Source organism: Neisseria sp. P0021.S006 (assembly GCF_051956895.1).
Map to the genome: position 1 here is coordinate 73731 of NZ_JBQCWZ010000002.1, position 21144 is coordinate 94874.

Consider the following 21144-nt stretch of genomic DNA (forward strand, 5'->3'; position numbering starts at 1 on the left):
GGAGTATTACAAATGGCAAGTAAAAAAGCAGGCGGTAGCACCCGCAACGGTCGCGATTCAGAAGCCAAACGCTTGGGCGTTAAAGCCTACGGCAACGAGCTGATCCCGGCAGGCTCCATCATCGTTCGTCAACGCGGTACTAAATTCCACGCAGGTGACAACGTAGGCATGGGCAAAGACCACACTTTGTTTGCTAAAGTCGACGGTTACGTTGAATTCAAAACCAAAGGCGCGCTGAACCGTAAAACTGTCAGCATCCGTCCTTACACCGGTTCTGAAGAATAATCGTTTTACGATTGAAAGCCGCATTCCCTTTTCGGAATGCGGTTTTTGTTTATCTGAATGTTTGTCCGTTTGATAAAATCCGTATGTCGTGAAGCTTGATTTATATTAAGGCCAAAGTAAAAACGCGCTTACAATTGATAACATTTGTTTTATTCTATCAATGCTTTCTATATAATCTATCAAATGCCTTTGATTTACCCTCATGTAGCTAAACACAGTAAACTTAAGGCCGTCTGAAAAAATCCGTATCAGTTGAATACAAGGAATTCCTCCCATGAGCTTACACAGTGATATTCTCGTCGTCGGCGCAGGCCCTGCCGGATTAAGTTTTGCCGCAGAGTTGGCCGGAAGCGGTTTGAACATAACCCTGATTGAAAGAAGTCCTTTAGAAGTGTTGCAAAATCCGCCGTATGACGGCCGTGAAATCGCACTGACGCACTTGTCGCGCGAAATCATGCAGCGATTGGGTATGTGGGATTTGATTCCAAAAGACGAAATTTATCCTTTGCGCGATGCCAAAGTGTTGAACGGTCATTCCGATTACCAGCTCCACTTCCCGCAACCGACAGAGGCACGCGGTGAGCCTGCGGACTGCTTGGGCTATTTGATTTCCAATCACAACATCCGTAAAGCCGCTTATGAAGTCGTGTCCAAATTGGATAACGTCAAAATCTTGACCGGCACCAATGTTAAAGAAGTTAAAACTTCCGACAATGAGGCGCAAGTTATTTTGGAAAGCGGCGAAGTATTGACCGGCCGTCTGTTGTTGGCCGCCGATAGCCGCTTCTCGCAAACGCGCCGTCAATTGGGCATTTCTTCCGATATGCACGATTACAGCCGCACTATGTTTGTGTGCCGCATGAAGCATACTTTGTCTAATCTGCATACCGCATATGAATGCTTCCACTACGGCCGTACCATTGCGTTGCTGCCTTTGGAAGAGCATTTAACCAATACGGTGATTACGGTGGACAGCGATAAAGCCGAGACGATTAAAAACATGTCGCCGGAAGAGTTGGCAGCCAGCGTGAAAGAGCAACTCAAAGGCCGTTTGGGTGATATGGAATTGGTCAGCACCATTCACAATTATCCTTTGGTCGGCATGATTGCCCAACGTTTCTACGGCAAACGCAGCGCGTTGATCGGCGATGCCGCAGTCGGTATGCATCCGGTTACTGCGCACGGTTTCAACTTGGGTCTGGCAAGTGCCGATCTTTTGGCTAAATTGGTTCTTGAAGCCGAGCAACGCGGTCAGGATATTGGTGCGAAGAGCCTGCTGGAAAAATACAGCACCAAGCATATGCTACACGCCCATCCGATTTACCACGGCACCAATATGCTGCTGAAACTCTTTACCAATGAAACTGCTCCGGCAAAACTGCTGCGCGGTTTGGTATTGCGTGCAAGCAATAACTTCCCGCCGCTGAAAAAACTGATTACCAAACAATTAACCGGTTAATTGTTTAAAACATAAAAGGCCGTCTGAACGATTAAAGTTTCAGACGGCCTTGTTTTTTATCTACTGCTTATTTGGCTAAAACCGATTCGGGCATTTCTTGACGGACGTTTAAGGAAGTCAGTTTTTTGGTCAAGATGCTCAATACGATGCCGTAGGCAGGCAGGAAGAAGAGGGTGCAGATGGCAAGTTTGAATAGATAGTCGACAAATGCGATGCCTTGCCAGTTTGCCGCCATAAATTCATCGTTGCTCGCATAAAAGGCAACGGCGAAAAACACCAGCGTATCCAAAGCGTTGCCGACAACGGTAGAAGCTGTGGGGGCAATCCACCATGATTTTAGACGGCGTAATCTGTTGAACACGAAAATATCGAGGATTTGCCCGAGCGCATAGGCAGAAAAGCTGGCCAATGCGATACGGCCGACGAAGGTGTTAAATTCGGCTAAAGATGCCCAGCCTGTCCAGTTGCCGTCATGAAAGAGGACGGAGAAGACGTAAGAGAGCAGCAGGGCGGGGAACATCACCCAAAAAATAATCCGTCTCGCCAACGGTGCGCCGAAAATGCGCACGGTCAGGTCGGTTGCGAGGAAGATAAAGGGGAAGGAAAATGCGCCCCAAGTGGTAAAGATACTGAAAATTTGAAAGGGGAACTGCACCAGATAGTTGCTGGCGGCGATAATAAAAATATGGAAAAGCACCAGCCAGAAGAGCGCTTTCTTCTGCTGTGCGGCAGTAAATTCGTACATGGAAATCTTTCGGAAGTTTTTTCAGACGGCATGAAGCCTTGCGAGACCGTGCAATAGAGAAAGTCTTGCAATGAAAAGGGCGTTAGGCCGTCTGAATAGGATTATTGTGCATCGTGCTCAAACAGGCGTTTGCGTGCCAAAGCTTCAAACTCTGTGCCTGCTTTGCCGTAGTTGGCAAACGGATGAATGGCGATGCCGCCGCGCGGTGTGAATTCGCCGAATACTTCGATGTATTTCGGATCCATCAGGGCGATGAGGTCTTTCATGATGATGTTGACGCAGTCTTCATGGAAGTCGCCGTGGTTGCGGAAGCTGAAGAGATAGAGTTTCAGTGATTTGCTTTCCACCATTTTGATATGGGGGATGTAGCGGATGTAGATGGTGGCAAAGTCGGGCTGGCCAGTCATCGGGCAGAGGCTGGTGAACTCGGGGCAGACGAATTTGACGAAATAGTCGTTGTCTGGATGTTTGTTGTCGAACGCTTCCAAAATTTCAGGCGCGTATTCGCTTGGGTATTGGGTTTTCTGGTTGCCCAAAAGGGAGATGCCTTGCAGCTCTTCGTTGTTGCGGGACATGAGGTTTCCTTAGTTTTTTAATGTGGGAGGTTTTCGAACCACGGGGTGCGGATTGTAATATAAATTGCATGACTTGTGCGGATTTTATAGCGATGAATCAGCAGGATAGCTTTCAGACGGCCTGTTTTGTATTTTATGAAACCTGTTTTCCGCTTTACAATAGCAGCCAATCAACAGGCCGTCTGAAAGTTTTGTATGTCTTTAGCCCAACCCAAACGTATTCTGATCATCAAATTGCGCCATCATGGCGATGTGCTTTTGAGCACGCCGGTGGTCGATGCGCTGAAAACCCGTTTCCCCGATTGCGAAATCGATATGCTGGTGTATGCCGGTACGGAGCAGCTGATTGCTGATAATCCGCAGATTGCGCAGATTTTGACCATTGATCGAAATTGGAAGAAGCTAGGCGTATTCAAGCAGTTGGCGTGTGAGAAAAACCTTTTGTCTAAGCTGAAGGCGCGCGATTACGACTGGGCTTTCAACCTGTCCGACCAATGGCGCGCGGCAATAATCGCCAAACTGTGCGCCCGTTGCAGTGTGGGTTTTGACTGCATCAAGCGCGACGGTTTTTGGTGGCGTTTCTGTCATGATTTTATCAACCATGAGCTTGATCCCAGCCATCATATCGTTGAAAACCAATTGAATATCCTTGCGCCGCTTATCCAGCCTGAAGACGTCGCCGATGCGAAGGTACGCCTTTGGGTAGCACAAGATGCAAGGGAAAGCATGCAGCAGAAATTGCGTGAGCAGGGGTGGAGCGGTGAAGATTATGTGTTACTGCACCCGGGTGCGCGTTGGCATTTCAAATGTTGGGAAGACGGCAAAAACGCCGCCATCGTACAACTTCTGCTCAACAGCGGACAGAATGTCGTATTGACTGCTTCTCCCGACACTGTCGAACAATACATGCTTCAGGAAATTATAGGCCGTCTGAATATTCCGGAAGGCAGAAAAGTATATGTGTTGTCCGGATGTTTGAGCCTGCGTGAATTGGCGGCGGCCATTGAGGGCGCCAAGCTGTTTGTCGGTGTCGATTCCGCACCGATGCACATCGCTGCAGCTTTGGATAAACCGCAAATCGCTTTGTTTGGCGCATCATGGGTGGATAAATGGCGTCCGTATTCCGAGCAGGCCGAAGTCATTTATGCCGGCGATTATGCCGAACTGCCTCACCCCGACAGTATCGATACCAACGATCCGACACGTTTGTTGAAAGCGATTCCTTTGCAGGATGTGTGGGATAGAATTTCTGCCAAATTGGAGGCGTTGGAGGCTTAAAACCGCTTACCACGATCCGTTAAACGTTTTAGCTTTGCGCCAAAATGCCCATTTGGAACGGCGGCCGATTTCCAGCGTGCCGCCGTTTTCGCCGTCTGTGGTAATGCATACAGTTTTCAGACGGCCTGAGGCGAGTGCGTCCCATAAAGGCGAAAACCAACGGGTTTCCCAGCTTTCCAAAATATCTTTGTATGCCCAAACATCGCCTGTCTGTAAGGTGGAAACCAAGTCGTCCAAAAAGATAAGGCCGTCTGAAACTGTGCTGCCTGTTTCTTGAACCATCTCAAACCAAGCCTTCAAATCATACGGCGCATCGAGTTTGGGCGTATCTAAAAAACGCGCCCATGCGCTGTCTGAGGCGACAATATCCGCAGACTGTGTGCCGTTCGCATCGTTCCACAGCCACAAACCGTTGATTTCCGGCAATCCTTGTTGTTCACGCGCTTGGTTAATCGGATGCGAGTGGAGAAACATTTGGATTTCCGTCTGCACGGCCAACCAAGACACCGCATCTTTGCCGTGCGCCTGACCGTCCATTTCCGGCTGCCCGCACACATCCAAAACACATTCCGCCCCCCAATCTTCTATCGTCGGCATACTGAGCAGCCACATGCTTTCGCAAAGCGGCTCGAATTGCCAATCTTTATCTTGATAAAACGCCGACAAGTCCGCACATAACCGTTGCGCCTCCTCTTTTTGGATGCCGATAAACTCGCCACTGATAATGTTGACATGGTGCATGCCCATCTGTTGCCAAACCGGAGAGGCAAAAGCGGCTGTGCGTTTTTGGCTTGTGTGGCGTAAACGTTGCACTTGGGCAATGAGGCTGCCGCCCCACAAATGGCGTCCGTAAAATTCAGACGGCCTGAGTGTTTCTTTGCGTAATGTGCCGTAACGCAAAAGACGGTTAAAAGCAGGTAAGGCAAGCTCAGGGACGGATTCGTCGGCAAAGCGGTTGAGTGAGGGGAGGGCGAGGGTCAGCTTCATAAGCGCAAATAGATAGAAAAACCGTTATTTTACGCGACAAATGATGCGTTTCGGAACCTTGCCCTCACGTACTCAAAAAGAGCCGTTCAGACGGCCGGTTTGGAAAAAACGGGCTGCCATGCTAAAATGCGTGGCGTAAATTTCAGAAAAACAGGGTGTAAATCAACACAATAGCCCTGATAATAACGTCAATCTCAAACACGACCTCATTCATTCCGAATGAAAACCTGATTTTCAGATCGGAAAAAAGACTCAAAGTCCTTTATCCCCAAAACTGTTTAAACCAGCAGGCGGTCGCAGCAGGCCGGATGTGCCGGCATTCTGCAAACCTCAAAAACAGACCGCCCCATTAAGGATAACGCGTGATTAAAAACAAATATTCCACTCGATTCAAAGCAACCCTCTTAGCGTTTCTGCTGCCGGCTTCAGGCATCATGACCGCATACGCCATTACCGACCCTCAACCTGCACAAACCGATTTTAAAGTCGAGCGTATTTCCGAAGAGCTGCCTGCCGTTTATGTGGAAACCAATACCTATCAATCCAGCTATTGGGCGCAAGAAGCCGTCCAAGCCGGCGACTCTTTGGCAGACGTTTTGACACGTATGGGTGTCAACCAAGAAGACATCAAGCAAATCATGGCGAAAAACAATGCCAACCTCGACATGAAAAACCTGCGGACCAACCAATCCGTCAACATCCGCATCGATTCTTCAGGCCAAGTGACCGACGTTCAATTCTTTACTGATGAAGAATTGGAACGCAACTTGGTGGCTTTGGAAAAAGTCAAAGGTAAATGGCGCATCTCCAATGCCGAAATCGACATGAAAACCATGCCGACCCTGCGTTCTGTGCAAATCCGCACTTCCGCCATCGGCGATATGCTCCGTGCCGAAATCCCTTCCGAAGTGTATATCCAGCTCAAAGAAATCTTTGCCGACTCGTTTAATATGAGCGATTTGAAAGAAGGCGATACCGTGCGTCTTTTGTACAACAGCATGTATTTCCGCGGCCAACAAATGGCGGTCGGCGATATTTTGGCGGCTGAAGTGGTTAAAGACGGCAAAACCTACCAAGCCTATTATTACAGCCAAGGCAAAGGCGACGAAGAAAGCGGCAGCTACTACGACCAAAACGGTAAGTCCCTGCAACAAAAAGAAGGCTTTAATACCGAGCCTGTTGCATACACGCGCATTTCTTCCCCGTTTGGCTACCGTGTCCATCCGGTTTTGCATACCGTTCGTATGCACACCGGTATCGACTATGCCGCGCCGACCGGTACGCCTATTAAGGCTGCTGCCGACGGCGAAGTGATTTTCAAAGGTTGGAAAGGCGGCTACGGCAATACCGTGATGATCCGACATGCCAACGGTGTGGAAACCCTGTACGGCCACATGAGCGCGTTCAGCCCTGCCGACGGCAGAGTCCGCGCCGGCGAAGTGATTGGTTTTGTCGGTACAACCGGCCGTTCGACCGGCCCGCACCTGCACTACGAAGCACGCGTCAACGGCCAGCCGGTCAACCCGACTACCGTCGCCCTGCCGACGCCGAAATTGACCCCGACCAATATGGCCGCGTTCCGCAAACAGCAAAAAGATGCCAGCACGATGTTGTCTACCATCCGCTCTTTGCCGGTTTCCGTAGCGCAGCTGGATTAATAAGATAAAGGCCGTCTGAATAAGGTTTCTTTCAGACGGCCTTTCCCATTAAAATTGATACCTCAACGCCCACGTTTACTCAGAGAAAACTTATGTCTGCTTATCAGCCCATTATCCAATCCCTGCTTGATACCGACCTGTACAAATTCACCATGCTGCAAGTCGTGTTGCACCAATTCCCGCAAACCCACAGCCTCTACGAATTCCGCTGCCGCAACAAAGAGATGGTGTATCCGCTGGCCGATATTCAAGAAGACTTGGAACGCGAGCTCAACGCCCTGTGCCAGCTGCGCTTTACCCATGACGAACTCGACTATCTGCGCAGCCTGCGTTTTATCAAAAGCGATTTTGTCGATTATCTCGAACTTTTTCAACTCCAACGCCGCTTCGTCCAAGTCAGCCCTGACGATCAAGGCCGTCTGAACATCCGCATCGAAGGCCCGATGGTACAGGCGATGTTCTTCGAGATTTTTATTCTTGCCATCGTCAACGAACTCTATTTCCGCCGCTTGGAAACGCCTGCCGTCATCGAAGAAGGCGAGCGCCGTTTGCAGGCCAAAGCGCAACAGCTGAAGGAAATTGCGGCTACACAAAATCCGAATGATCCGCCGTTCCTTATTTCCGATTTCGGCACACGCCGCCGCTACACCCTTGCATGGCAGGAACACGTTATCCGCACCTTGTTGGAAGCCGCTCCCGACATCGTGCGCGGTACCAGCAACGTTTATCTGGCCAAAAAGCTCGGCATCACACCCATCGGCACCATGGCACACGAGTTCCTCCAAGCCTTCCAAGCCTTGGACGTACGTTTGCGTAATTTCCAAAAAGCCGCGCTGGAAAGCTGGGTACATGAATACCGCGGCGACCTCGGTATCGCCCTGACCGACGTAGTCGGCATGGATGCCTTCTTGCGTGATTTCGACCTGTACTTCGCCAAACTCTTCGACGGCCTGCGCCACGACAGCGGCGATCCTTATGTTTGGGGCGACAAAGCCTACGAGCATTACAAAAAACTTAAAATCGACAGCCGCACCAAAATGCTGACCTTTTCAGACGGCCTCGATATTGAGCGTTCATGGGCGTTGCACCAATACTTCAAAGACCGTTTCAAAACCAGTTTCGGTATCGGTACCAATCTGACCAACGACTTGGGACACACGCCTTTGAACATTGTTTTGAAGCTCGTCGAGTGTAACGGCCAATCCGTCGCCAAGCTCTCCGACTCCCCGGGCAAAACCATGACCACCAACAACACCTTCCTCGCTTACCTGCGCCAAGTGTTTGACGTACCGGAGCCGGAAGAGAAAGCCTAAAAACAAAGGCCGTCTGAAATGTTCAGACGGCCTTTTTCATTAATCCATATCGCTTTCAGGTAATTCTGCCGAACCCATGCGGCGCAGGATGATATTGGTTTTGTTGTGCATCCGTTTGCTCTTAGGGTGGTCTGCGTAAAACAGCGGAGCCGGAACGCGCGCCGTGAGTTTGGCGGCTTGTTGGCGGGTGAGGGCAGAGGCAGGTTTCTTGTAGAAATACTGGGACGCCGCTTCCGCGCCGAATACGCCGTAGTGCCATTCGATTGAGTTTAAATACAGCTCAAAAATGCGGTCTTTGTCTGTAACCGCTTCCATCATTGCCGTAATTGCCGCTTCTTCGCCTTTGCGGATGTAGCTGCGGCTTTCGTTGAGAAACAGGTTTTTCGCCAGCTGCTGGCTGATGGTCGAACCGCCGGCTTTGACTTCGCCGCTTTGCTTATTGCGTTTCATGGCGTATTTGATGCCGTTCCAGTCAAAGCCGCTGTGTTCGGCAAAGTTGGCGTCTTCGGAAGCAATCAGGGCTTTTTTGAGGTTGACGGAAATTTGGTCGTAAGGCACCCAGCGGTAATCCAGCTTGACATCGCGGCCTTCTTTTGCAAACTGGCTCATGCGCATGGACATGAAGGCGGTTTTGCTGGGCGCGACGGCGCGGTAGGTAATGATGTTGCCGTACACATAAGCGTTGAAGAAAATGAAGATGCCGATGGGCAGGGCAATCAGCCATTTGATGATGCGGAACATGGTTACAGGGCTTTCATGTATTCGATAACAGGGCGGATATCGGGCGTAAATCCGCGCCAAGTATGGTAAGAGGCGGCAGCCTGACCGACCAGCATGCCCAGGCCGTCTGAAACTTCGGCCGCGCCGTTGCTTTGGGCAAAGTTCAAAAACGCCTGAGCCGCTTCGCCGTAAACCATATCGTAGGCAAGGCGGCAGCCGCGGAAAATTTCAGGGCTGACGGCAGGAAGCTGACCGCTCAAGCCGCCGGATGTGCCGTTGATGATGATATCAAAACCGCCGTTCAAATCCGACATCGGGACGGCTTCAATGCCGAAAAGCCGCGCCAATTCCTCGGCCTTGGCGTGGGTGCGGTTGGCAATGACGATACGGGCAGGGCGGTGTTCTTTCAAAACAGGAATCACGCCGCGTACCGCGCCGCCTGCGCCCAAAAGCAAAATGGTTTTGTCTTCGATGGCAATATTTTTGACCTGCGTGATGTCGTTGGCCAAACCGATACCGTCGGTATTGTCGCCGCGTATCCTGCCGTCTTCCAACCACACTAGCGTATTGACCGCGCCGGCAGCCAAAGCGCGGTCAGAATGCTCGTCCGCCAGCGCAAAAGCTTCCTGCTTGAATGGGACAGTTACATTCGCACCTTGCCCGCCCTCGGCACGAAACGCCGCAACAGCCTCGGCAAAACCGCCGATTTCGGCACAAATGCGCTCATATTCGATGTCGATGCCTTCATGAAGGGCAAACTGCCGATGGATTTGCGGCGACTTGCTGTGGGCGACGGGGTTGCCGAAAACGGCGTAACGCGGAGTGTTGTTCATAAAATGGGTCTGAGAAAACAAAAGAAAAGAGTGCTTATTATAGCGGTCTTTATGTTAAGAAAGCGTAATGTAAAATTGTTGACAATTAAACAGTCTGAAACTATATTTCATTGCGTAAAAACGGGTGCCCTGATGTATTTCAGACGGCCTTACCGTGATAGAATAACAACTTAAACCCAATCCCTCAGGAGCTGAAGATGTCCATCAAAGACGCTGTAAAACTGATTGAAGAAAGCGAAGCCCGCTTCGTAGATTTGCGCTTTACCGATACCAAAGGCAAGCAGCACCACTTTACCATCCCCGCCCGCATCGTTCTCGACGATCCCGAAGAATGGTTCGAAAACGGTCAAGCGTTTGACGGTTCGTCCATCGGCGGTTGGAAAGGTATTCAGGCTTCCGATATGCAGTTGCGTCCCGATGCGTCTACAGCTTTCGTCGATCCTTTCTACGACGATACCACCGTTGTCTTTACCTGCGACGTTATCGACCCTGCTGACGGCCAAGGTTATGACCGCGACCCTCGTTCTATCGCACGCCGCGCCGAAGCCTATTTGAAATCTTCCGGTATCGGCGACACCGCCTATTTCGGCCCAGAACCTGAATTCTTCGTCTTCGACGGCGTAGAGTTCGAAACCGACATGCACAAAACCCGTTACGAAATCACTTCCGAAAGCGGCGCATGGTCAAGCGGCCTGCACATGGACGGTCAAAATACCGGCCACCGTCCGACCGTCAAAGGCGGTTACGCGCCTGTTGCACCGATTGACTGCGGTCAAGACCTGCGTTCTTCCATGGTCAATGTTTTGGAAGAACTCGGCATCGAAGTGGAAGTGCACCACAGTGAAGTCGGTACCGGCAGCCAAATGGAAATCGGCACCCGTTTTGCCACTTTGGTTAAACGCGCCGACCAAACCCAAGACATGAAATACGTGATTCAAAACGTCGCCCACAACTTCGGCAAAACCGCTACCTTCATGCCCAAACCCATCATGGGCGACAACGGCAGCGGTATGCACGTTCACCAATCCATTTGGAAAGACGGTCAAAACCTGTTCTCAGGCGATGGCTATGCCGGTTTGTCCGATACCGCCCTTTATTACATCGGCGGCATCATCAAACACGCCAAAGCCCTGAACGCGATTACTAATCCGTCCACCAACTCCTACAAACGCCTCGTGCCGCACTTTGAAGCACCGACCAAACTGGCATATTCCGCCAAAAACCGTTCCGCTTCCATCCGTATTCCGTCCGTGAACAGCAGCAAGGCACGCCGCATCGAAGCGCGTTTCCCTGATCCGACCGCCAACCCATACTTGGCGTTTGCCGCTTTGTTGATGGCCGGTTTGGACGGTATTCAAAACAAAATCCATCCGGGCGACCCTGCCGATAAAAACCTGTACGACCTACCTCCGGAAGAAGATGCATTGGTGCCTACCGTTTGCGCCTCTTTGGAAGAAGCACTGGCCGCCCTCAAAGCCGACCACGAATTCCTCCTGCGCGGCGGCGTATTCAGCAAAGACTGGATCGACAGCTACATTGCCTTTAAAGAGGAAGATGTCCGCCGTATCCGCATGGCACCTCATCCGCTGGAATTTGAAATGTATTACAGCCTGTAAAACAGCTGAGGCATTTTAAATAGGAAATCAAAGGCCGTCTGAAACTGGATTTGAAGTTTCAGACGGCCTTTAGGCTTGAAATAGATAGGGCAATTGAATTAGGTATGATAGCGAGAAGCAATAAATCATGCCGTTTGAAAACCTTTATGGAATCGGTATTGCGTGTTAAATTTCAGCATGACAGGCCTTTTATTAAAGATATTCGCCATTACTTTATAGTGAACCAGTCTTCAAATTTAATCCTCAAGGTAAAGGCATTACTTGGGAAGAGCTGAAAGAGTCTTTCGATTCGGATAAGACAGAAGAAGATTAAAGCCTCAGGCCGTCTGAAAGGATATTTTCTGTTTTCAGACGGCATGTTTGATAAGGAAAACCATGTTTGCAAATTTTGATTTAGGCGTATTTCTGCTGGCAGTATTGCCCGTGTTGTTGGCCATTACCGTGCGCGAAGTGGCACGCGGTTATACGGCGCGGTATTGGGGCGACCATACTGGCGAGCAGCTTGGGCGTTTGACGCTCAATCCGCTGCCGCACATCGATCCTGTCGGTACGATTGTCGTGCCGTTGGTGTGTCTGATGATAGGCAGTTTTCTGTTCGGCTGGGCGCGTCCCATGCCCATCGATTCGCGCAATTTCCGTGATCCGCGCCGCGCGTGGCGTTGGGTGTCGATTTCGGGTCCGATAGCCAATCTGATTTTGGCGTTCTTCTGGGGTTTTGTCGTCGTACTTGCCGCGTATGTGCCTGAGTCTTATCAAGCGCCCTTGGCGCAGATGGCCGGTTACGGCGTGATGGTGAACTCGATTTGGGTCGCATTCAGCCTGATTCCGATTTTGCCTTGGGACGGCGGTATTTTTATCGATACCTTTCTCAACGCCAAACAGTCCATGCAGTTCCGTAAAATCGAGCCATACGGCACATGGATTATCCTGATCCTGTTGTTTACCGGCCTGCTGGCCAAACTGATTTGGCCGATTATTGCCATGATTCAGGACGCAGTGCGGATGGTTGTCATGTTGTTTATTTAAATGTTTTGGCTGAAAAGGCCGTCTGAAACTCAGTTTCAGACGGCCTTTTTCATTGTGCAACATGTAAATACAATTGGAAAAATTGCTTAAAAATTGTACAATTTCAGCCCTTTCAATTTGGCGCACACATCATGCACATCGGCGGCTATTTCATTGACAACCCCATCGCACTCGCCCCCATGGCAGGCATTACGGACAAACCGTTCCGCCGGATTTGCCGCGAGTTTGGCGCAGGGTGGGCGGTATGCGAAATGCTGACCAGCGATCCGAGCTTGCGCCATACCAAAAAAACTTTGCGCCGCAGCGATTTTGAAGGCGAGGGCGGAGTGGTGGCCGTGCAGATTGCCGGCAGCGATCCGCAGCAGATGGCGGAAGCCGCGCGGTATAACGTCGGCTTGGGCGCTCAGGTGATTGATATAAACATGGGCTGTCCGGCCAAAAAAGTCTGTAATGTGCAGGCAGGCAGCGCATTGATGCAAAACGAGCCTTTGGTTGCCGAAATCTTGGAAGCCGTTGTCAACGCGGTGGACGTACCCGTTACCCTCAAAACCCGTTTGGGCTGGCACAATGAACATCAAAATTTGCCGACCATTGCCAAAATCGCCGAAGAATCAGGCATCGCAGCCCTTGCCATCCACGGCCGCACCCGTACGCAGATGTACAAAGGTGAAGCGCGTTACGAACTGATTGCCGAAACCAAAGGCCGTCTGAACATTCCCGTTTGGGTCAACGGCGATATTACTTCGCCGCAAAAAGCTGCCGCCGTCCTCAAGCAAACCGCCGCAGACGGCATCATGATAGGGCGCGGCGCACAAGGCAGTCCGTGGCTTTTCCGTGATTTAAAACATTACGCCGAACACGGCGTTTTGCCGCCGGCCTTAAGCTTGGCAGAATGCAACGCCACCATTTTGAACCACATCCGCGCTATGTATGAATTTTATGGCGAAGTGGCCGGCGTACGCATCGCCCGCAAACACATCGGCTGGTACATCGATGAAATGCCCAACGGCGAGCAAACACGCCGAGACATCAACCGCTTGGACAGCGCCGCAGCACAATACGACACCCTTGCCGCCTATCTTGAGACGCTTTCAGAGAAAACCGACCGTTGGGTATGCCACTATCGGGAAGGCTAAAGGGTTTCAGACGGCATTTTTCTTTTGGGGAAGTAAATATGAAATTGACCTCACGGTTCAAACGCTTCGGCATAGCCGTGCTGTTGCTGACAGGATTTGGTATTTATGCTTATGACTACAATCTGATAGCCTGTAAATTAATGGATCGCTATTGGAATGAAGACAAGAGCAGGTGCATGAATCCTGATTGTCGTCAACATGATGCTTGTATGCTGAGTGCAGGTAAGGATAAAGCAACATGCGAAACCATCCGCCCCGGTGACAGTTTGGACAAGGCTTGGTATGTACTGGGCAAGCCTTGGTATGAGTAGAACGGGCGTTTCTTTTGGGGTAATAAATATGGAGATAATGTAGCAGAAATCGAACCTGACGGAGAAAAGGTTGGCAAGATTACTTGCTTTGAGCAGTAGGTTGTGTGAGGAGATGGTTTCAGGAAACCCTATGTTTCAGTTGATTAAACGTATATTTTCTAAAAAGCATCAAGCTGATTCCATGTTTCCGCGCAATCGTTTCGAACATGTGGATTGGGAACAGGAATTGGCTGATGCCACTCGTCGGCTGGTCAATGATGAAGGGCATTATGACGAGCAGGGTAATACGGTTGAGCTGGAGTTAAGTGAGGGAGCGCATAATATCCTGCTGTATTTTGCCTCAGGGGATGAAGCTCAATGTATGGAAATCCTGCAGCGTTTGAACGCATGGGATAATCAGGTTCAAACCTCTCTGGAAAAAGAGGCTCAATCGCCTATTCCTAGAGCGTATCAAGAAATAGGATATAACCGCCAATCTTGGGAAAAAGCACGGAAATTTCATGTTTGGATAGTCAATTGTGAAGAAAAACCGTATTCCATTCGTTACGTTGCCGATCATGCCAATAATGAATTTGTTATCTATCTGGCTCAAGAAAACGGGATATGGCGGGCATTTTGGGATAGTAAATTACAGAAATCTATTGCAGTATAAGATTTTGATAAAAAATAAGAATTGAATAGAGTAAATTTCTCAATCAAATTAAATAAACGCCGTCTGAATGTTCAGACGGACTCATCATCTAAAAACAAATCTAAAGAAAGACAATCACGATGAATCAAACGACGACTGACATTGCGCAATGTATTGAACAAAACTTACGACAATACTTCAAAGACTTGGATGGTACGGAACCTTGCGGTGTGTATGATATGGTATTGCATCAAGTGGAAAAGCCGATGCTTGCCTGCGTGATGGAGCAATGCGGCGGAAACCAGTCTAAAGCGGCCGTTATTTTGGGTTTGAACCGCAATACCCTGCGTAAAAAATTACAACAGCACGGTATGCTGTAATACGGCAGGGCAATCCGTCCTGACGGTCGAAGGAGAAATAACAATGCAAAATCCGAATAAATTAAATATCCATTTCATCTTGCACGAGGCATTTGAAGTGCCGGGAGCATATTTGAAATGGGCGCAATGGCGCGGACATAACATCAGTACAACCAAAGTGTACGAAAGGGAAACCCTGCCTGACAATGTGGACGATATAGATTTTTTGATTGTGATGGGCGGGCCGCAATCGCCTGATGAAGACAGGCAGGCATTCTCGTATTACGACCCCGAATCCGAGCTGCGCCTGATGCGTCAGGCGATGGCGGCGGATAAATATATTGTCGGCGTGTGTTTGGGTGCGCAGCTTTTATCCGTTGCCTACGGCGCGCGCCACACACGCAGCCCTGAGCGTGAAATCGGCATTTATCCGATTGAGCTGACGGCGGAAGGTTTGGCGGATGCCCATGTTTCCCTGTTGGGCAAAACCCTGAATACCGGCCATTGGCACGGCGATATGCCCGGTTTGACGGATAAGGCGGTTGTGTTGGCAACCAGCAAAGGCTGTCCGCGCCAGATTATCCGTTTTGCGCCCAAACATTATGCCTTCCAGGCCCATTTGGAGTTTGACCGTGAAGCCGTCGGGCTGCTGATTGCGGCGGACGGACGCGAAAATGTGGCCGAACAAAGCCAAGCCCAAACTTATGTCCAGCATCCGGATAAAATCGAAGCGGCGGATTTCAGTGAAATGAATGCCAAACTCTTCGACTTTTTGGATTCTCTGACGCAGACAAAATAAAAAAGGCCAACCCTCCAGGCCGTCTGAATAATAAATATAGAGAAGAAACGATTAACCCTTTTTAAAAGGTCGGACCATGTTCTATCAAATACTTGCCCTGCTGATTTGGGGCAGCTCTTTTATCGCTGCCAAGTATTCTTACGAGATGATCGACCCTGCGCTGATGGTTGAGGCACGGTTGTTGATTGCCGCGTTGATGGTACTGCCGTCGTGCCGCCGTCATTTGGGAAGGATTCCGCGGAGCGAGTGGAAGCCGTTGTTATGGATTTCCTTTGTCAACTACGTTGTCGTTTTGATGCTTCAGTTTATCGGTTTGAAATACACGTCTGCCGCCAGCGCGATTACCATGGTCGGGCTGGAACCCTTGCTGGTGGTTTTTGTCGGTCATTTCTTTTTCAGCGACAAAGCGAAAATTTACCACTGGATTTGCGGCGCGGTGGCGTTTGCCGGCGTGGGCATGATGGTAATGGGCGGTGCAGAAGAAGGCGGCACGATTGATTGGTTCGGCTGTTTGCTGATTTTGCTTGCGGGATTGGGTTTTGCAGGCGTGATACGACCGAGCCAGCAGATGATTGCCCGCATCGGTGCGCCTGCATTTACCGTGGCTTCCATGGCGGTGGCGGCGGTATTGTGTCTGCCGTTTTCGCTGGTGTTGGCAGACAGTTATCAAATCAACTGGTCATGGGGCGGTACGCTGTCGATTTTGTATATGGGGATCGGTTGCAGTTGGCTTGCCTATCTGTTGTGGAACAAAGGCATGAACAAAGTCCCTGCCAACGTCTCCGGCCTGCTGATTTCGCTTGAGCCTGTCATCGGCGTTATCATGGCGGTGTTAATTTTGGGCGAACATTTAAGTGCTATGTCTGCGATGGGCATTACCGTTGTTATTGCGTCCACTTTTGTCGCCGGTATGTTGGCGCGTGTCAGCAACAAACACAAAAAGGCCGTCTGAAAACGGTTTCAGACGGCCTGAAGTAAGCAGTATCTTTTTTCAATAAACATTTTGGGAAAATTTCTATGAAACGCATTATCTCCCTGCTTTTGCTTGCCTGCCCTATTTTGACGTCGGCTGCACCCGATAACGACAAAGCCGCTGTACAGGCCGTCATTGCCAAGTATTACAACCGACCGCTTGCCGCGCACAAATGCCAGCTCGCCAAGCCGCCGAAAGACAGTGAGACAGCATCTGACAACATTATGTATTGCATGAAACCTGTTGCCAATCATACCGTAACGCGCAACGGCAAAGCCGCGCGCTATGTGTTGTACACAGGTTTTGCCTACGATATGGAACAAAAAGTAAAACAGGACGCTCATGTTTCTTCCGGTCTGGCAGAATTGTTTGTTTTGGAGAAAACAGACGGCAAGTGGGCAATCAAACAGCACGGAAAAGATAAAATCGGCGCATGGGGCGAGCCGCCGGAGAATAAGGAATGGAAGTTTGTTCAGGTGGGCGCACAAAACTGGGGCTATGTTGCCGAATCAAGTTATACAGGCCAAGGCGACACGACGACTTCGCAAAACTTCCTGTTTACCGATGATAGCAACCGAATCCGCAACAGCGTCATGATCAGCGGTAACGATAACGGCGCATATTTTGGCGATTGCGATGAATTGAAAGGGCGTGAAAAACGCCTCTGCAAAGACAGATATACCAGTCTGGAAGCCAAAATTGCTTTTGACAAAAGCCGTCCTGCCGTATCCGGCGTATGGGCGCTGACTGCAAAACTCAGCGGCGTATCAGGAAAGAAAAATTATAAAAATCAGAAATATATTTTCCCTTATAACGGCAAAACCCACGTCGCCCCCAAAAACTATCCCTTGGGCGGACAATAGTTCCCTCGAAAAACGCTTTGATCAAACCACTACTACCTCAAGTCAAATCCCGTGAAAGAAACGCATAAACTTTGGGCCGCCCTCATCATTACCGGCATCATCGGCGGCATGGTCGGCATTGTATTAACCGAAATCATGCATACGATTCAACATCTTGCCTACGGTTACGGTTCAGACGGCCTATACGTTTCATTCCGAGAGGGCGTAGCGCAGGCAAGTCCTGCGCGGCGTATCGTGGTCGTGGCCTGTTGCGGCGTGGTGGTCGGCTTGGGGTGGTGGTTGCTCAAACGCTACGGCAGGCCGCAACCGGGTATCAAAGCCGTGGTTAAAAATCCGCTTGCCGGTTTTCCGTTTTTTGAAACCGTCAGCCATGCCCTGTTGCAAATCATTACTGTCGGGCTGGGCTCGCCGCTCGGCCGCGAAGTTGCGCCGCGCGAAATGACCGCCGCTTTCGCCTCAGTCGGTGTCAACCGTTTCGGATCGAGCGAAGACGACGCAAGGCTGGTCATTGCTTGCGCCTCGGGTGCAGGTTTGGCGGCCGTGTATAACGTGCCGCTCGCCTCCACACTTTTCATCCTCGAAGCCATGCTGGGCGTATGGACGCAGCAAGCCGTCGCTGCCGCATTGCTGACTTCCGTCATCGCCACCGCCGTCGCGCGCATCGGCTTGGGCGACGTACAGCAATATCATCCGGCCAACCTTTCCATCAACACATCATTACTTTGGTTTTCCGTCATCATCGGCCCGATACTGGGCGCAACCGCCGTCGTTTTCCAGCGCACCGCCCAAAAATTCCCCTTCATCAAGCGCGACAACATCAAAATCATTCCCTTGGCCGTCTGCATGTTTGCACTCATCGGCGCGATTGCTGTTTGGTTTCCCGAAATTTTGGGCAACGGCAAAGCAGGCAACCAACTGACCTTTGGCGGATTGACCGACTGGCAACACAGCCTTGAGCTGACCGCCGTCAAATGGCTGGTCGTCTTGATGGCGCTGGCGGCAGGCGCATACGGCGGCCTGATTACCCCGTCCATGATGCTCGGCAGCACCATCGCCTTTGCCGCCGCAGCCGCGTGGAATACTTTCTTTCCTGCCATGTCCTCCGAAAGCGCGGCCGTTGTCGGCGCCGCCGTTTTCCTCGGCGTTTCCCTCAAAATGCCCCTGACGGCCATCGTCTTTGTTTTAGAACTCACCTACGCCCCCGTTGCCTTGCTCATGCCCTTATGCGCAGGCATGGCAGGCGCAGTATGCGTGGCGAAGAAAATGGGATTTAAATAGTCAAAAACATCAGGCCGTCTGAAACCGAGTTTCAGACGGCCTTTTACAATAAAATTGTCAACAATATCTATAAAAACCTACTGCCAAAAAGGCGAAAATAGCGGATAATACCGCCCTGAAAATTCATCCCATATCGATTAAACCTTCAACAAAGGAAATCTCATGTCTTCCATCAAACGCGCCCTGATCAGCCTGTCCGACAAGACAGGCGCAGTCGAATTTGCCCAAACCCTGACCAAGCTCGGTGTAGAAATCCTTTCTACCGGCGGTACAGCAAAGCTCTTGGCTGATGCAGGCGTTCCCGTTATCGAAGTTGCCGACTATACCGGTTTTCCCGAAATGCTCGACGGCCGCGTGAAAACCCTGCATCCGAAAATCCACGGCGGCATCCTCGGCCGTCGCGATTTGGACGAACACGTCGCTAAGATGGAAGAACACGGCATCGGCAATATCGATTTAGTGTGCGTCAACCTCTACCCCTTCGCCGCCACCATCGCCAAACCAAACTGCACATTGGAAGACGCGATTGAAAACATCGACATCGGCGGCCCGACCATGGTGCGCTCCGCCGCGAAAAACTGGAAACACGTCGCCATCGTTACCGACACCGCCGATTTCCCGGCCATCGCAGCCGAACTCGAAGCCAACAACGGCGCATTGAGCGACAAAACCCGTTTCAACCTTTCACGCAAAGCATTCAGCCATACCGCCCAATACGACGGCATGATTTCCAACTACCTGACCTCGCTTTCAGACGACGTCTTGAGCGGTCAGCCCCAAATCGGCGAATTCCCAAGCCAGTTCAACCAAAGCTGGATTAAAGTGCAAGACATGCGCTACGGCGAAAATCCGCACCAACGCGCCGCGTTCTATCGCGATATTTATCCAGCCGCAGGCAGCCTTTCCGCCTACAAACAGCTGCAAGGCAAAGAATTGTCGTACAACAACATTGCCGATGCCGATGCCGCATGGGAAGCCGTCAAATCCTTTGATGCGCCGGCCTGCGTGATCGTGAAACACGCCAACCCGTGCGGCGTAGCCGTTGCCGCCGATACCTTGACCGCCTACAAACTCGCCTACGCCACCGACACCACCAGCGCATTCGGCGGCATCATCGCCTTCAACCGCGAAGTGGACGGCGAAACCGTCAAACAAATTACCGACAACCAATTTATGGAAGTCCTCATGGCGCCGAAGTTCACCGCCGAAGCCCTCGAAATCGCCGCTGCCAAGAAAAACGTGCGCGTATTGGAAGTTCCGCTCGAAGCAGGTGCCAACCGCTTTGAACTCAAACGCGTCGGCGGCGGACTGTTGGTACAAACCCCCGATATCCACCGCCTCAACCGTGCCGATTTGAAAGTCGTCTCCAAACGCCAACCGACCGAGCAAGAATGGAACGACCTGATGTTTGTATGGAACGTCGCCAAATACGTCAAATCCAACGCCATCGTCTTTGGTAAAGGCGGTCAAACCTACGGAATCGGCGCAGGCCAAATGAGCCGCGTGGACAGCACCCGTATCGCCGCCCGCAAAGCGCAAGATGCCAATCTCGACCTCAACGGCGCCTGTGCCGCTTCCGATGCCTTCTTCCCATTCCGCGACGGCGTAGATGTCATTGCCGAGCAGGGCATCAAAGCCATCATCCACCCTGCAGGCTCCATGCGCGACCAAGAAGTCTTCGACGCAGCGGACGAACACGGTATTGCGATGGTAGTAACGGGTATTCGCCATTTCCGCCACTAATAAGCTGATATAAAATAAAGGCCGTCTGAAAACCGATTTCAGACGGCCTTTTTCAATACATTAAATCAAGACAAAGCAACAAAGCCATATCCATTCCGATTCATACGGCAACAAAACGTCCCAAGTCTAAAACCAACCCACTCAGAGAAAAAAACATGAAACACATCCTCCTCATCCTGACCCTCGCCACACTCACCGCCTGCGCCTCCAGCCATACCGGCGGCTACGGCTATGCAGGCAACAACGGCGCTTCCGCAGGCGTAACCCAAACATTCCGTTGGTAAGGCCGTCTGAAATACGGCATGGTGTTACACCATAAAAACAGACCGATTCCAAACGTAAAGGCAAGTTTTACACTTGCCTTTTTAACGCTGTCCATCGGCTCAATAGCGCATAAATTCGTATCATTTGGTTACTATTTATATGTTAGGAAACGTCAAAGGTCGTCTGAAAACAGGCCATATAAACCTATCACACGTTTTAAGCCGATCTTCAATACAAATTTCATTAATTCTCTAAATAAAAGCCCACATTTAAATCTATCACTAAAGAAACT

General features: G+C 50.6%; 22 protein-coding genes and 1 riboswitch. Of the genes, 17 read left to right on the plus strand and 5 right to left on the minus strand.

Annotated elements, in window-relative coordinates; translation table 11 throughout:
* Positions 1 to 12: 12 nt before the first annotated feature.
* Both rpmA and ubiM read left to right on the plus strand, forming a co-directional pair.
* Positions 13 to 285, plus strand: coding sequence for a 50S ribosomal protein L27 (rpmA, locus tag ACTHUM_RS00975; RefSeq protein WP_002212328.1), 273 nt, complete (start codon positions 13 to 15; stop codon positions 283 to 285).
* A 274-nt stretch (positions 286 to 559) separates the two neighbouring features.
* Entirely contained in the window at positions 560 to 1744 is a 1185-nt protein-coding gene (gene ubiM / locus ACTHUM_RS00980; RefSeq protein ID WP_004518804.1) for a 5-demethoxyubiquinol-8 5-hydroxylase UbiM, read from the plus strand.
* 67 nt (positions 1745 to 1811) lie between these two features.
* On the opposite strand, the gene ACTHUM_RS00985 is transcribed toward ubiM, so the two are convergent.
* Together ACTHUM_RS00985 and queF are read right to left on the minus strand one after the other, a co-directional pair.
* Positions 1812 to 2489 (minus strand): 7-cyano-7-deazaguanine/7-aminomethyl-7-deazaguanine transporter, encoded by a 678-nt coding sequence (locus ACTHUM_RS00985; protein WP_049337017.1) that lies wholly within the window; start codon positions 2487 to 2489, stop codon positions 1812 to 1814.
* Between the two features lie 101 nt (positions 2490 to 2590).
* Positions 2591 to 3064: a preQ(1) synthase gene (gene queF, locus ACTHUM_RS00990; protein ID WP_003748427.1), complete on the minus strand. Its 474-nt coding sequence runs from the start codon at positions 3062 to 3064 to the stop codon at positions 2591 to 2593.
* 3 nt (positions 3065 to 3067) lie between these two features.
* Positions 3068 to 3112: riboswitch (PreQ1 riboswitch) on the minus strand.
* A 147-nt stretch (positions 3113 to 3259) separates the two neighbouring features.
* Here queF and rfaQ point away from each other — a divergent pair.
* A complete protein-coding gene (rfaQ, locus tag ACTHUM_RS00995) occupies positions 3260 to 4342 on the plus strand; it encodes a putative lipopolysaccharide heptosyltransferase III (protein WP_049337016.1) in 1083 nt (360 codons plus the stop codon).
* 6 nt (positions 4343 to 4348) lie between these two features.
* On the opposite strand, the gene ACTHUM_RS01000 is transcribed toward rfaQ, so the two are convergent.
* A complete protein-coding gene (locus ACTHUM_RS01000) occupies positions 4349 to 5329 on the minus strand; it encodes a hypothetical protein (protein WP_049337014.1) in 981 nt (326 codons plus the stop codon).
* A 362-nt stretch (positions 5330 to 5691) separates the two neighbouring features.
* On the opposite strand from ACTHUM_RS01000, the gene ACTHUM_RS01005 reads away from it, so the two are divergent.
* Both ACTHUM_RS01005 and pncB read left to right on the plus strand, forming a co-directional pair.
* Positions 5692 to 6987 (plus strand): M23 family metallopeptidase, encoded by a 1296-nt coding sequence (locus ACTHUM_RS01005; RefSeq protein WP_003748435.1) that lies wholly within the window; start codon positions 5692 to 5694, stop codon positions 6985 to 6987.
* 92 nt (positions 6988 to 7079) lie between these two features.
* On the plus strand, positions 7080 to 8300 hold the full coding sequence (gene pncB / locus ACTHUM_RS01010; RefSeq protein WP_039861840.1) for a nicotinate phosphoribosyltransferase: 1221 nt from the start codon (positions 7080 to 7082) through the stop codon (positions 8298 to 8300).
* Between the two features lie 39 nt (positions 8301 to 8339).
* Here pncB and mtgA read toward each other — a convergent pair whose 3' ends face one another.
* A complete protein-coding gene (gene mtgA, locus ACTHUM_RS01015) occupies positions 8340 to 9041 on the minus strand; it encodes a monofunctional biosynthetic peptidoglycan transglycosylase (protein ID WP_004518794.1) in 702 nt (233 codons plus the stop codon).
* Between the two features lie 2 nt (positions 9042 to 9043).
* Positions 9044 to 9853, minus strand: coding sequence for a shikimate dehydrogenase (gene aroE / locus ACTHUM_RS01020; RefSeq protein WP_004518793.1), 810 nt, complete (start codon positions 9851 to 9853; stop codon positions 9044 to 9046).
* A gap of 197 nt (positions 9854 to 10050) precedes the next feature.
* Between aroE and glnA the strand changes: the two genes are divergently transcribed.
* The 12 genes from glnA to ACTHUM_RS01080 all read left to right on the plus strand — a co-directional run bounded on the left by glnA (position 10051) and on the right by ACTHUM_RS01080 (position 20872).
* Positions 10051 to 11469, plus strand: a complete 1419-nt coding sequence (gene glnA / locus ACTHUM_RS01025) for a type I glutamate--ammonia ligase (RefSeq protein WP_004518791.1) — start codon at positions 10051 to 10053, stop codon at positions 11467 to 11469.
* Positions 11470 to 11844: 375 nt separating this feature from the next.
* Entirely contained in the window at positions 11845 to 12495 is a 651-nt protein-coding gene (locus tag ACTHUM_RS01030) for a site-2 protease family protein (RefSeq protein ID WP_004518789.1), read from the plus strand.
* A 131-nt stretch (positions 12496 to 12626) separates the two neighbouring features.
* Positions 12627 to 13631 carry a tRNA dihydrouridine synthase DusB gene (dusB, locus tag ACTHUM_RS01035; RefSeq protein WP_004518788.1) on the plus strand — a complete coding sequence of 335 codons (1005 nt, stop codon included), beginning with the start codon at positions 12627 to 12629 and terminating at the stop codon, positions 13629 to 13631.
* 38 nt (positions 13632 to 13669) lie between these two features.
* Positions 13670 to 13942 (plus strand): hypothetical protein, encoded by a 273-nt coding sequence (locus ACTHUM_RS01040; RefSeq protein ID WP_004518787.1) that lies wholly within the window; start codon positions 13670 to 13672, stop codon positions 13940 to 13942.
* 130 nt (positions 13943 to 14072) lie between these two features.
* Entirely contained in the window at positions 14073 to 14594 is a 522-nt protein-coding gene (locus ACTHUM_RS01045; RefSeq protein ID WP_004518786.1) for a hypothetical protein, read from the plus strand.
* A 119-nt stretch (positions 14595 to 14713) separates the two neighbouring features.
* Positions 14714 to 14953: a Fis family transcriptional regulator gene (locus ACTHUM_RS01050; protein ID WP_003684241.1), complete on the plus strand. Its 240-nt coding sequence runs from the start codon at positions 14714 to 14716 to the stop codon at positions 14951 to 14953.
* Between the two features lie 43 nt (positions 14954 to 14996).
* A complete protein-coding gene (locus ACTHUM_RS01055; RefSeq protein WP_004518785.1) occupies positions 14997 to 15731 on the plus strand; it encodes a glutamine amidotransferase-related protein in 735 nt (244 codons plus the stop codon).
* A 76-nt stretch (positions 15732 to 15807) separates the two neighbouring features.
* Positions 15808 to 16683: a DMT family transporter gene (locus ACTHUM_RS01060; RefSeq protein WP_288971014.1), complete on the plus strand. Its 876-nt coding sequence runs from the start codon at positions 15808 to 15810 to the stop codon at positions 16681 to 16683.
* A gap of 65 nt (positions 16684 to 16748) precedes the next feature.
* Entirely contained in the window at positions 16749 to 17567 is an 819-nt protein-coding gene (locus tag ACTHUM_RS01065; RefSeq protein WP_004518783.1) for a hypothetical protein, read from the plus strand.
* A gap of 108 nt (positions 17568 to 17675) precedes the next feature.
* Positions 17676 to 18845 (plus strand): chloride channel protein, encoded by a 1170-nt coding sequence (locus ACTHUM_RS01070; RefSeq protein WP_314574835.1) that lies wholly within the window; start codon positions 17676 to 17678, stop codon positions 18843 to 18845.
* A 162-nt stretch (positions 18846 to 19007) separates the two neighbouring features.
* Complete coding sequence (gene purH / locus ACTHUM_RS01075; RefSeq protein ID WP_295698640.1) at positions 19008 to 20588, plus strand: bifunctional phosphoribosylaminoimidazolecarboxamide formyltransferase/IMP cyclohydrolase; 1581 nt, start codon at positions 19008 to 19010, stop codon at positions 20586 to 20588.
* 155 nt (positions 20589 to 20743) lie between these two features.
* Positions 20744 to 20872, plus strand: coding sequence for a hypothetical protein (locus tag ACTHUM_RS01080; RefSeq protein ID WP_256388401.1), 129 nt, complete (start codon positions 20744 to 20746; stop codon positions 20870 to 20872).
* The last annotated feature ends 272 nt before the right edge of the window (positions 20873 to 21144 follow it).